General features: G+C 46.0%; 9 protein-coding genes and 1 pseudogene. 4 read left to right on the top strand and 6 right to left on the bottom strand.

What is annotated here, in order from left to right; translation table 11 throughout:
• Nucleotides 1-621: 621 nt before the first annotated feature.
• The 4 genes from QUA57_RS24200 to QUA57_RS24185 form a co-directional block, all read right to left on the bottom strand.
• A complete protein-coding gene (locus QUA57_RS24200) occupies nt 622-2985 on the bottom strand; it encodes a transglutaminaseTgpA domain-containing protein (protein WP_333064094.1) in 2364 nt (787 codons plus the stop codon).
• Nucleotides 2986-3188: 203 nt separating this feature from the next.
• Nucleotides 3189-4259, bottom strand: coding sequence for a hypothetical protein (locus tag QUA57_RS24195; protein ID WP_333064092.1), 1071 nt, complete (start codon nt 4257-4259; stop codon nt 3189-3191).
• Nucleotides 4252-5433 (bottom strand): heterocyst differentiation protein HetZ, encoded by a 1182-nt coding sequence (hetZ, locus tag QUA57_RS24190; RefSeq protein WP_333035024.1) that lies wholly within the window; start codon nt 5431-5433, stop codon nt 4252-4254. The genes QUA57_RS24195 and hetZ overlap by 8 nt, the downstream gene beginning before the upstream one ends.
• Before the next feature lie 374 nt (nt 5434-5807).
• Nucleotides 5808-5957, bottom strand: coding sequence for a hypothetical protein (locus tag QUA57_RS24185; protein WP_333064090.1), 150 nt, complete (start codon nt 5955-5957; stop codon nt 5808-5810).
• A 426-nt stretch (nt 5958-6383) separates the two neighbouring features.
• On the opposite strand from QUA57_RS24185, the gene QUA57_RS24180 reads away from it, so the two are divergent.
• Nucleotides 6384-6923, top strand: coding sequence for a Dps family protein (locus QUA57_RS24180; RefSeq protein WP_333035026.1), 540 nt, complete (start codon nt 6384-6386; stop codon nt 6921-6923).
• Between the two features lie 359 nt (nt 6924-7282).
• Here QUA57_RS24180 and QUA57_RS24175 read toward each other — a convergent pair.
• Nucleotides 7283-8200: pseudogene (locus QUA57_RS24175) on the bottom strand (glycosyltransferase family 2 protein).
• Nucleotides 8201-8260: 60 nt separating this feature from the next.
• A complete protein-coding gene (locus tag QUA57_RS24170; protein WP_333064088.1) occupies nt 8261-8389 on the bottom strand; it encodes a hypothetical protein in 129 nt (42 codons plus the stop codon).
• Between the two features lie 417 nt (nt 8390-8806).
• On the opposite strand from QUA57_RS24170, the gene QUA57_RS24165 reads away from it, so the two are divergent.
• From QUA57_RS24165 to QUA57_RS24155, 3 genes are all read left to right on the top strand, one after another.
• Entirely contained in the window at nt 8807-9838 is a 1032-nt protein-coding gene (locus QUA57_RS24165; RefSeq protein WP_333064086.1) for a glycosyltransferase family 2 protein, read from the top strand.
• A 128-nt stretch (nt 9839-9966) separates the two neighbouring features.
• Nucleotides 9967-11418 carry an NAD(P)/FAD-dependent oxidoreductase gene (locus tag QUA57_RS24160; RefSeq protein ID WP_333064085.1) on the top strand — a complete coding sequence of 484 codons (1452 nt, stop codon included), beginning with the start codon at nt 9967-9969 and terminating at the stop codon, nt 11416-11418.
• Between the two features lie 272 nt (nt 11419-11690).
• Nucleotides 11691-13085: a branched-chain amino acid ABC transporter substrate-binding protein gene (locus QUA57_RS24155; protein WP_333064084.1), complete on the top strand. Its 1395-nt coding sequence runs from the start codon at nt 11691-11693 to the stop codon at nt 13083-13085.
• Nucleotides 13086-13230: the final 145 nt, after the last annotated feature.

Genomic DNA, 13230 nt, shown 5'->3' with positions numbered 1-13230 from the left:
GCACATCTCTTGATGAAGTTATTCGTGCTTATTGTGCAGAAAGAGTGTCTCATACTTATTTGAAATGACTATAAATTAATTTGACAAAAAGGTGGATTTGTGCATTACTAAATAACTAAAAAAAATTTCTTAAAATTTTTAACTTTAACCCCATTTAAGCAGATTAAATCAAAACTTTAAGAATTTCTAAAGTTTTTAAAGCCGGATAAATTTCACAAGAGATGGGTATTATATGGATTCCGGTTGCACCGTCCGTAATTGTTGACTGTTGACTGTTGACTGTGAGTCAAAAAAATGAAAATTGCGCGAATTATTTGTTGGCCTCGGGATTCGACTTTACGCCCGACGAATGAAGCAAGGATTTGATATCATTCCGGCGCAGCCGGATTTGATATTACATGGGTCTTGCCAAAACTCGTCTACAACATATTGTGACTGCTGCCGCTATGAATATTTCAAGAATGTGGGCGTTTTGGCGTAACATTCCGATTGGCTTGACCCGTGTCTCTAGTTTTTTTGATCTTTTTCCCTCTGGCTCATCAGAGTTTTTTTTCCCTGATTATGGGATGTTTGGCTTCACCCTTTTTTAATTCGCCAACAGTCTCTTTCCATCGCCGATTTCTATCTTAACTTTTTGAGTTTCTTCAAGTGCGATCGCCTCAAATTTTCCACCAACCGCCGCAACTGGTTCAAATTACCCGCTTCCCCGCCATACTTCCACCGCACGTAAGCTTGTGAAACTTCATCAATCACCTCAGCTTCATCAGTTGCATGATTGCCGCGCATAGCCTCAGCATACTCCAAAGGCGTTTGAGCTTTCTGCTTGGCAAATCCCCTACTCGCCAAATCCTTCAGCATTTCCTGATAAACCCCCTCCACCGGCGGCAACTTCGCCAGCCAGCGGCGGTGGCGCCACTTGCGCCACACTTGCCAAATTAACCAGCCAATAAAGCCAAAGGCGATCGCAGCAATCAAGCCAGTAAATAACCCCACCCAACCCTTAGCAAACTGTCCCAGAAACCAGCCCACAATCAAAGTTATCCAGCCAATTACAAAACCTATAACTGAATCCAGCCCGCTTCTGAGAGGAGTCGGTAGCCAACCCGCGATCCACTTCCAAAACGATTCGATCGCACTAAAAGTCTGGTTGTCTTCTACCGAAGCCGGAATCAGCGGATAACCGGGAATAGGATTAAAACCAAACCAGCCATTATTGGGAAAATATACCTCCGTCATCAAGAAAGCATCGGTATTTTTCACAACATAGTAACCAGTAAACGGGTTAAATTCCCCCGTATCGAAACCCCCCGCCAGTCGCGCCGGAATCCCGATCGACCTCAGCATAATTGTCAGTACCGTCGAAAAGTGGTCGGGATATCCACCTGTAACTTTTTTGCCGTCCTGGGTGTTTTTATAGCCAAACAGAAAAGCCTCGACTAAATCTTCACCTTCTTCTAAGTAAGGCAAAGCTTTTTCTATTTTGTAATTCGGATTTTGCTTTAAATATTGAGCCAAATACAAAGCTTTTTCGTAAGGAGAATCGATCGGTCTGTCCGACTGAGATACTCTAGTTCTGGCCGCCAATATTTCTTCTGTTTTTTCTCGCACCTTCTGGGCAATTTCCGGCGGCACATCCAAATAGAAGTTGCGAATATTTTTCGGGTAATTAGTACCAGTTTTCCCCAACACAGAGCGATCGCGAAAAGGCACATTAGAAATAACTGTATAAGTCACACCCTCTCCCAATTCCGCAGGCGCTCGCAAACCCCCCTCCGCATCAATCGCCGCCTCTGGACTCGGAAAATAAAGCTCCTTCGGCTTGTTTAAAGCCGGAATCAAATTCGGCAATGGAGCAACAATAGTATAACTTTGAATCACCTCTTGAGTCCGAGGCGCATTGGGAAAAGGATTCAGATAAAATTGATAAGACCACCTAGGTCGAGTCAGCTTTTGAGCTTGTTCGTTGCGAGAAATTTCCCAACCCTGACCGGTGTATTTGTCGAATCCCAACACCCGCCAAAAACCCGCAGCCTGCGATCGCACCCGCATCACCACTTCAGGTTTCATTTCCCCGCGCAAATTTTGATTGATGCGCTGGTTGAAACCGTAATAAAAAGTAGAGTCCACCTCTCCTGGCCCAGAGTCTGGGTTTCTCCCCCTTCCTCCGCCAGTTCCTTTTTGATTTCCCCCTCTGACATACCCCGGATTTAGAATGCTGCGCGAGTCAAACTCCCCCTGATATTCAATAGGAGCACTCACCGGAAAAGTCCGCAACTGATAGCCAGGGAGGCGCGGCAAAAACGCAAAAATAGTCAGCCCCAACCCGACAGTTATCAGCAGCAGCCAACCAAAATACTTTGGGGATAAAGTAGCAGCAAATAGCGACAGGCTTTCATTTTTCCCTTTACCTTGTGCTTTTTGGCCAAGGGCTTCTGGCTTCACAAATCCCAAACGCGATCGATAATCCAAAACCAAAGTCGGAAGCGCTAAAGCCAAAAACACCAACAATAGCGGCGCAAAAGTCAAGGTTTGGCTGAGAGTCGCTGCTACCCCTAACAAAATTAGCCCGATTACCATCGAATAGCCTAAATCCTTGCGGCGAGGCAAATCGAAACTGTGCAGCACTTGAAGTTGGATTAACAGTTGCGCCAAAACTAACCGCGTATCATTTAATTCTCCCACCAAGCGGCTAAAAAAAGCGAACAGCGCCACCAGCATTCCAATAGCTATGCAGAACTTAGCAGCTACATTGCGATCGCGGCGGCGGTACCAACTCCAAGTTGCTCCCACAATACTAACAGGCACAGCCCACAGGTTCAGGGGTTCTTCAGCAGCAACGTCAGTAGCCACAATTCCCACAATTACCAACAACTGAACTAGGATTCGCAGCAGTAAAGAATCCTCAATCACCGGCGGAGGCATGGCCTCAATCTGCTCCCACAGCTTACCCAAAACAGGTATATTTCGCAGGTTATCAGTTGTCATGTGCACCCATCCAAGTCAACGAGCAGTAGATTGTAGATTGTAGATTTTAGATTTTAGATTTACTCCACCGATGAATCTGGGGGCTTGAACTAAGATCTAAATTTTTTCGCTTTCCACGACCGAAGTCGAGGGATTGCATCTGTTTTTGTGTGAGGTCAAACCCGAGAGTAAAAACCTAAATTATTTACTCTAAATAGACCTTTCTAATTGCTATCTTGTCCTGTCCAAATTGGACGAATAGCAAACATCAAAGGTCTGGTCTCGAAGTTTTGGAATCGAACTTCTAGGGCATAAGTCTTGTTAGGTTGTGGGTCAAACAACTCCACACTTAAATGCCCGGAATTCGGACGATGTGCAGTTGCTTCGGCATCTCCTCCCCTGAGTTCCAAACTTCCTGCCCCCGGAAATTGGCACTCAACTCTTAAACAGGGCATTGGCTGTTCTCTGTTGGGGTTCGAGAGGTATTGAGCCTCCAGAGTCAGCGCACCCAAACCAGTCAGCCACTCCCGCGAAACCGGCGGCTGATTCACAGGACAATCGAGAGTTAGAGACTCAATGATTTCCTTAGCCGCCAACAGCGACAGCACCATTTGTTGATCGGTACTGGCTGCTTCGTAATTCGGGAAATCTTCTAAATCTAGAAGTCCCCGCAAAGAACCTCGGAGCACTAAACCAGCTAATTCGTTGAGTTCCTGAGACTGGCCCGGAAATAAGCCATCTACAGCGCGAACTAACTTTGAGCCTTGCCGCAGCGACGACATTACCAGTTCCTGACAAGGTTCTAGCAGTTGAGCAAAAACCCCTTGGGCGATCGGAATTGGCAGGCGGCCCCATCTGATATTTTGTAGTTGGGGAGTCCAGAGGTGTAGGGGGGGAACCCATTGCGGGGCTACATCGTCTGGATAATCGTGGTCGTAGCTTTTGAATTCTGTTTCCCAGGGGAACAGCGGCGGGTTAGATTCAATTTCGGCTCTAAGCCTTTCTTTTAACAAGGTCTGAAAACGGTCTTGCACGGTCGGTATTTCTCCAATTGTCAGCGGTTGTGCGGGTGCATTGCTGTGCGCCCCCACTTGATAGTCCAGCGGGTCTGGTTCGTCCCATTCCCAGTATTCCACCCCGGAATTGTCGTCTGTGTCGCCCCACTCTTCTGAGCGAGGGGATGGATTGAGGTTTTCCTCATCTTCGTTAGAGGTATTCGCGATCGGCGCCTGCAATATCCAGTCTAAAAAATGGCGATCGAAAGCCTCTGCATCCCTGTTCGTTTCGTTATTCATCACTAGATGCCCCTTCTCCGGAATCTGAACGATTTCGCAATTCCCACGCAAGTTCCAGCAATTTAAACCACCGCTTCTGTACCTGGGCTACCGTGCTGCCCAGGGTTTGGGCGATCGCTGACTCTGACAGACCCTGTTGTTTCAACTTTAGCAAACGCTGTCCCTCTGGACCAATTTGCTCGCCAAAAGCCTGCCACTGAGAAGGCAGCAAACCCAAATTTCGATCTAAGTCTGCTTCCAGCCACTGGTGAACGAGTTCCCAGCGGTGCGACATGGCGAACCTGAGCAAATGGTACTTGAAGCGCTGCTGCAAATAATCTCTTTGGCGGGGAGTTATGCCCAGAAGCGACTCTATTTCATTAGTCGGCAAGTCTTGCAAGCGCAGCACGAAGTAATCGGCGCAGTCTTGTTGATTGCGCTCTTTCAAGTAACCCACTAATTCGTCAATCACGTTTTGCCGCAGAGATTCTGACTCGTCGCCTAGCGGACGAATTGCCGCCGAACCCTGTCCGGCCATCGCTTCCCGCACTGAGTGCACCGAGGTGTCATTCCAAGTTTGGTCGGAATCAGAAGCCCCTCCGTCGGCGGCTTGTTCCATATCTACGGAGGTTTCTTTGGGCTGCTGCTGGGAAAACGTTTGGGCCCGTAAAATAATTAGTTGCTGGCTGCGGTTCCGAGGTAAAGGAATGCGCCGCTTGCCGAAGCGCTCTACAAAGGCCATGTACTCTGCTAGTTCTAAGCGAGTGCGGGGACTGTAGGTAGGTGGCAGTTGGGTTTCGCGCCGGAATGCCTTTAAAGCTTCGAGATAAAATCCTTGCAAAAAATCTTTGATCAGTTCTACTCGCGCCTGATAGCTAGACTGCACCTGCGGAGGGGTGATGTAGCGATAGACGATCGCGCTGAGGGTACTGTGCAATTCTACTCGCCCGGGGCCGGAGCCTAAATTGTAATAGTGGAGGCATTGTTGCAAGCGGTGCTGAGCGAGGCTCTGGGCTGAACCTTCTATATCTCCGGAGGCTTGAATCCGCTGGCTTTCAGTGCATATCCTGTTGACTTCTGCTGCGAGTCGCCCTGCTACATCTTGGCAGTTCTGCTCAGACGCGCGAGTGGACTTTTTAAGTTCGTCTAACAGCAGTTGAAATATGGTTTCCACGCTCTGGCAGATTTCCCGCATGATGGTTTACAGCTAACAATGAAAGTAGCACAGTTAGTAAAAGTATGGATAAATCTTTCCTACCGCTACTTTACCCCGTATTCCCCACATAGGACAAACTGCAATGCCCTCTATCTCCTCCTTCGCGCAAACACAGAGGACTGGTTTTTTTATCTGTCCTGGAGGCGCCCTCCGTTAAGAACCAGGTTTAACCAGTGGCCATAACGATGGTTCAAGTGTCGGGTTTGACAAAGCCTTCATGGGGACCCAAAACGCTACACTGCCGTTGATACGTTCGGCTTAGTGCTGTGGTGGTCACAGCCGCGCAAGTCTTCCTGAAGGTGAAGCGAGCAAACAGGTTCTCTCTTTCGGTCTCCTAGATGGGGCCAAGGGTTTCACGGCTGTATTTGATCTGGGTCTTCCGCCACTTTTGCCATAAAGTTTAGACGGCGATCGCGCGTCTGTTTCTTGGTAGCATCCTGGAACGTCGATTTAACGGTTTGACTCAATATCATTTCTAGCATCCCAATCACAGAGGTCAGCACCGCTTATGTCAGAAAATCTGTTTCCTAGCTTTCTAGGATAAATGCGGTTATATTTAATTGCAAATCTCTTATGCCGTCATTGAAAGCAGCCCGCACAATTAAGTGTGTGGGAGGTTGGTTAATTTCGGCATAAATTCCTTATAAATTCCTTAATTTTTACTGGCAATCAGAATGCAGCCTTTTTCTATAGCGGGATTGAGCGGGGGTTCACCTGCGGGCAATTGCTGTGTTCGCCAATCAAAGGTGCTTCGGAACAATAAGTTTCATGGCATCTATCTAAGGGTATCAATATTGCAATCACTTTAACCTGAAAAGCAGATATTTTACTAAAGTGCGATCGTCTTCGATCGTCCTCTGGGTTGATGTAAGTGGCAGGCGAAATTTGTTCTAATAAATGTAAAGTTAGAGTTGAAGGAACAATTTTCAATGCGTAAGTTAAACATAGGCTTATCGGACGAGCAGCGTGCAGGCGTTATCGAACTATTGAATCACGACCTGGCAGATGCTTATCTGCTGTTAATCAAAACCAAAAAGTATCACTGGGATGTAGTGGGCCCGCAGTTTAGATCGCTCCACCAGTTGTGGGAAGAACACTATCAGGCGTTAACAGTAAATATCGATGCTATGGCCGAACGGGTGAGAACTTTAGGTGGCTATCCAATTGGTACTGCTGAGGGTTTTCTGAAGTATGGCTCGATTAAAGAACATATCGGTGATTTGCCTTTGGCTACGGAAATGGTCTCGCGTTTAGTTGACGACCACGAACTGATTATTCGCAATCTCCGCCAACACGTCGAACAGTGCGGTGAAGAGTTTAAGGATGACGGAACCGCAGACTTTTTGACGGGTTTGATGGAACAGCACGAACAAATGGCTTGGATGTTGCGCTCGTTTATTGAAGGCGAATCCCTGGCGCCAGACGGCCAGCAACCAAAAGCTCAAACGGCTACAGCTTCTCACGCTTAGAGAGATTAAGTAAAAGGGAGAAGGAAGAAGGAAGAAGAAAGAATGGAAAATTAAAATTCTTTTATTTAACCCTCATTCCTGATTCTTGATCGATCAACCAGGCAGAATTAAACGCCCTCTAGCTTCTTCAAAAACCCGGTTTCTTCAAAAAACCGGGTTTTTCAAGGTTGGGTTTATTTAGATTTTCGATTGGCTAAACTATTGAACCGCATTCTTTCATATACCTGCGACGGCAGTATTCTGTGAACTTTTGTTCGCGTCTCAATCTTAGCAAGTGTCGTCCCTTCACTCGATTCTGATGCTTGTTTTAAATCTAACCCTGATCCTCTTGGCGGTGGAACTATTATTTTTAATATATTTTATATTGACAGCAGGTACAAATTGTGGCGCAAAAGTGTCATTAATAAATCTTTTCTAAAAGCTCGATACAGCCAAAATAATGTACTCCGATGGTTGCCGTTACGGTTGCTTTTAACGGCTAAATTGTATATATAAAAACTGCTGCTAGACCAGCGATAAATATTGGCAGGAATTTCAGGATGCCGCTCCCGGACATCTGCCATAATTAGAGAGTGAGATTTTGCCATTGCTGCATAGTTGCAAGACATACTGCTGGGAATCTGTCGGTAGCCAACTAAAAATTCTGGCACTACTTTAAATTGATAATGTTCAGCGATGCGGAGAAAAAGTTCCAAGTCTTCGCAGCCTTGGGCGTTTTCGGCTTTCAATTTGCAATTGTAACCACCGACTCTCTCGAAACAAATGCGGCGGATCAGAGATGAACTCGCATTACCCATAAATTATTTATAAACTAAAGCTTTGTATACTTCTCCTTCGATGGTGGAGTTGTAAAATCAACCTGTGAGTAAGTCTTTTTCGTTGATATCAAGTGACCAGGAATAGACAACTCCTACGGATTGTTCTGATTTAATTAAGCATTCGACTTGTTTTTCTAGGTTTTGCAGATACCAAATATCGTCGGCATCGATGGGAGCAATATATTCGCCTTTTGATTTTGCAATGGCTAGGTTGCGAGCGGTGGCGACGCCGGCATTTGACTGTTGGAATAAGCTGACTCGGCTATCTTTTTGAGCAAAAGATTTGACGATTTCGGCAGTTGTATCTGTAGAGCCGTCGTCAACTACTAAAACTTCTATGTTTCGATAAGTTTGAGATAAAACAGATTCTAATGTTCTAGCAATAAAAGTTTCAGCGTTGAAAGCTGGTATGATGACTGAAACTAATGCCTGATTTAAATTGTTTTGGGAGGTGTTCATGTAATATAAAAACTTGTTTATGTAAAAATTTTGACTCAAAGGGAGCTGGCTAAGGGTATGTTAGCAAATTACCAAAGCTCGATCGTACAGCGTCGGAAATTTTAAGACGTATATTTTAAATATATTGCCAAAAGTCATAAAATGTGCAGTGAGTCCGCAGTCGCGATCGAGACTTGGTGCAGGAGTCACTCGCGGATGAGGTCTGTAAAAGAAATTGTACCGGGCCAGTCCTGACAGTTACCGGGTGCCCGTATAAACGATGTTTGATTTTATACGGTGGGCTTACTTATAAAATCAAAGTCTTGTGCATTGCACCACAGCCGTACCAAATTGCTGCTGGGGCTTTTTCCGAAGTTTACACAAACAATGATATATTTAAAGATTTTGTAAAGCTGTTGTCTACATAAGGTCAGTCTCAGCAAGATATGGCGTAAAATACAGGTAAGAATGGGGAAAATCAAATCGAGAATACCAGAAAAAAATCTAGTTGAAGACAAACAGCAATCGAGTTATAAATAAAAAAGTAGAGCTGATTTTACCCTTCGTAAAGTAGCACCAATAAAATTCCAGCAAATTTTAGCCCCTGCAATTTAAACAATTTAGGTAATGATTTCTACCGCCGACCCCACTGTATCCGTTATTATCCCAGTCCACAACGGGGGCGCTTTCTTCCGCACCTGTTTGTCAAAACTGGCTCAAGCTGTGCCCAGGCCGATCGAGATTATTGTAGTAGCAGATGGCGAAAGCGACGGTTCCTGGCGTCTGGCCAACGAATTCGGCGCCAAAGTGATCAGGATTCCCGAATGCGGGGGGCCAGCGCGGGCAAGGAATTTGGGTGCCCAAGCTGCAAAGGGAGATATTCTGTTTTTTGTGGATGCTGATGTCGCTGTTTGTCCAGAAGCTGTGGGCTATGCGATCTCGGTGTTCAAAAATAATCCCTACTTAGCTGCTTTCATCGGCTCTTACGACGATGCTCCAGGAGATCCCGATTTTCTATCGCAGTACAGGAACTTGCTGCACCACTACGTCCACCAAACAGGTAACGAAGAGGCTTCGACTTTTTGGGGCGCTTGCGGAGTGATTCGCCGGGAAATTTTTTTGCAGATGGGCGGCTTTAATGAGAGTTACCGCCAAGCTTCGATCGAAGATATTGAGTTCGGCTACCGTTTGAAACAAGCAGGTTATAACATTCGGCTGTGCAAAACATTGCAGGTTAAGCATTTAAAGCGGTGGAAACCTATGGGTATGGTGAAAGCTGACTTTTTCTACCGAGCACTGCCTTGGACAGAACTGATTTGGCGCGATCGCAAATTGAATAACGACCTCAACTTGCAAGTTTCAAACCGCATCAGCGTGATTTTAACTTATGCAGTGCTACTGGCAATTTTGGGGACGTGCTGGTCGCTGAGCTTTCTGCTACTGGCTGGTTTGCTGGCAATACCGCTGGTAGCAATTAATGCACCACTTTACCGATTTTTTTACCGTAAACACGGTATCCTATTTGCCCTAAAAACAATTCCTTGGCACTGGCTTTTTTACTTTTACAGCGGACTGGCATTCGCGATCGGCACTGGTCGCTATTTATACCAAAAAAAGCCTGTGACTGGCAAAGTTAGCTTGCCGGTATCCGCTCAATAAATCAAGGCAAATTGTGCTTAAACATCAGGTCGAGCGCTCGTTTCTCAGGGTATTCACGGGTGCATCTATCACTGTGACAAGTTATAAATAACTGTATAGTTTGGATAAAAAAGCTGGAGGTAGGCTGAGTGAAACATTATCCTGTTGCGATCGTCGGTGCAGGCCCTGCGGGCTTGACTGCTGCCTACGAGCTCGTCAAGCAAGGCATCATCCCTGTTGTACTAGAAAAAGGTGATAAAGTTGGGGGAATAGCTCGCACCGAAACCTACAAAGGCTATCGTTTCGACATTGGTGGCCACCGCTTTTATACTAAAGTTGAAGCCGTGCAGCAGTTGTGGCAAGAGGTGCTGGGAAATGAGTTTATTAAAGTGCCACGATTGTCGCGAATTTTTTATCGAGGGAAATTTTTTAACTATCCGATTAGTGCCTTCAATACTCTCTTTAATTTGGGCATAATTGAGAGTACGCTGATTATTTTGAGTTATCTGAAAGTGAGAATTTGGCCACTTACGGAAGAAAAAACTTTTGAACAGTGGGTGATCAATCGTTTTGGCGAGCGCTTGTATAAAACATTTTTTAAGACTTACACTGAAAAAGTTTGGGGCATTCCTTGTTCGGAAATTCAAGCAGATTGGGCGGCGCAGCGCATTAAAGGATTGTCGCTGACGACTGCAATTATTAATGCTTTGTTTGGCAGCAACGACACTAAAACATTAATCAAAGAGTTTGATTATCCGGCTTTGGGGCCGGGGATGATGTGGGAAAAATTCGCGGAAGCTGTGGAGAATAAAGACGGCAAAGTTTATCTGGATACTAAAGTGATTAGCTTTGAGCGTGAAGGTAATAAGATTAAAAGTATTACTGCGGAGCAAAACGGAGAAGTAGTTCAATATTCGGCGGATAATTTCATTACGAGTATGCCGATATCGGCACTGGTAGCAAGACTGAAACCGCAGCCACCAGAAGAGGTGCTGCACGCGGCGCGCTCGCTCAAATATCGAGATTTTTTAATTGTATCACTGATTGTCAATCGCAAGGATTTGTTTCCTGACAACTGGATTTACATTCACTCTCCCGAAGCCAAAGTTGGACGAATTCAAAACTTTAAGAATTGGAGCGTCGCTTTAGTTCCTGATGTCAGCAAAAGTTGTTTAGGAATGGAATATTTCTGTAGCGTAGGCGACGAGATTTGGGAAATGTCGGACGCGCAACTTATCGAATTAGCAACTCGCGAGTTGGTTGGTTTGGGTTTAGCAACAACTGCCGAGGTGGAAGATGGAGTTGTCATACGGCAACTTAAAGCTTATCCAGTTTATGATGGGGAATATCGAGGACACTTGCAGGTACTTGAAGGTTTTTTGAAGGGATTTGAGAATTTGCAGACGATCGGGCGCAACGGTATGCACCGATACAACAACCAAGACCATTCCATGCTGACGGGGATGCTGGCTGTGAGAAATATTCTCGGGGAAAAGCACGATTTGTGGGATGTGAATACTGAGCGATCGTACTATGAAGATTTTTCAGTCGATCGCTCAAAAGAAAAAAAGGATTCGTCTTTGATTTCGCAATCAAGCTGATTTGACGCTGGAGCTTTGAGAAAGGGAAAGGAAATCTGTATTTTCCTTTCCCTTTTAGTTTTTAACTGGTTGAACAGGTTTTAACTGGTTCCCCGGAAGATCCTGGAAACCCATTGACCGAGGCTCTCCCTCGTTTCCTGGCCTGGTACGCCTTCCCAGGAAGTTCACGGGAACGAGAGAAGAAGCTTCTTGCAGCGGTGTATCTTTAAGAGTTCACGTAAAAGTTGAAAATCTGTGCTAACTCTTGACTTACAGACTTAGAGAGTGGAAATATGCTAAAACGCAACCAACAAACGAACCAACCTATGAACTTTTCCCAGAAGTCAGGCGGCAAAAGTGCCACACCCCCAAAAATCAACTCAACACACTATCTCGGCGCCGCAGGATTGCGAAAATTACTTTTTGCCGCCGGAATAGCCTCTCTGTGCGCTAGCTGTCAAAATCCTCCAGCACCCACCGCCACAACTCCCGGAGGGAGCCCCGGAACCAGTCCCGCAGCCACTCCCGTCGCAGTCAGCAGCCCCGGAGACCCAAATACTGTCAAAATAGTCTCCATGCTCCCGATGACAGGCAGCGCCTTGGGTCAAGCTCAAACAATGGTCAACGGCATCCAACAAGCCCTCGCCGAAACCGACTCCAAAGCTTGCGACGGCAAAATCCAAATTCAATACGAAGTTTTCGATGACGCCACCGCCGCCGCCGGCAAATGGGACCCGGCCCAAGTAACGTCGAACTCCAACAAAGCCGTCGCTGACGGTTCGGTAGTTGCCGTCATCGGTCACTATAACTCCGGTGCCGCCAAACTTTCCATTCCCGTGCTCAACCAAGCTAACATCGTCATGATCAGTCCGGCCAACACTTATCCGGGGCTGACTAAACCAGGAAAAGGCGAAGCCAAAGAACCCAACGTTTATTATCCTGCTGGCACTCGCAATTTCACTCGCGTTGTCCCCGCTGACGACCTTCAAGGGGCTGTAGCTGGCAACTGGGCGAAATCTTTAGGTGTGCAAAAAGTCTACATTCTCGACGACCAAGAACTCTACGGCAAAGGCATCGCTGATGTTTTTGAAGCCACTGCTAAAAAGTTGGGAATTCAAGTCCTCGGAAGAGAGGGAATTGATATTAAAGCTAGCGACTATAAGGCGTTAATGAATAAGATCAAAGCTTTAAATCCCGACATGATTTACTTCGGTGGCACTACTCAGAGCAATGCCGGACAAATAATTAAAGACATGAGAAATGTTGGGATGGCGGCTGATGCAGTTAAGTTCATGGGGCCCGACGGCATTAAAGACCAAGCTTTAATTGACGCGGCTGGCAAAGATGCTCAAGGAATTTACGCTACTTTTGGCGGCTTGCCTCCTCAAGAATTGACAGGTGCCGGTGCGAAGTGGTACGAAAGTTACAAGGCAAAATATAATGCTGAACCGGAAGCTTATGCAGCTTACGCCTATGAAGCTGCTAAAGTTGCGATCGGCGCAATTAATAAAGTTTGCAAAAATGACCGCGCTGCTATCCGCGAAGCTGTCTTGGCAACTAAAGATTTTAACGGGGTACTCGGCACTTGGAGTTTTGACACCAACGGCGACACGAGCTTGACTACAATGTCAGGAAATGTTGTTAAAGGTGGCAAGTGGGAGTTCGTGAATGCGCTCAAGACGGAATAATTAATTAGAAGGAAGAGGGAAGAGGAAGAAGGAAGAAGGAAGAGGGAAGAAGGGAGAAAAATCATTCAAGTTGTTTGATTTCCCAATCCCCAATTTCCAATTTTTCCTTCCCAATTTCGCCTTCCTAATTTGCAATTACAAATTC

Source organism: Microcoleus sp. Pol7_B2 (assembly GCF_036701035.1).
GTDB lineage: Bacteria > Cyanobacteriota > Cyanobacteriia > Cyanobacteriales > Microcoleaceae > Microcoleus.
This window is presented reverse-complemented; position numbering and strand designations above follow the sequence as displayed.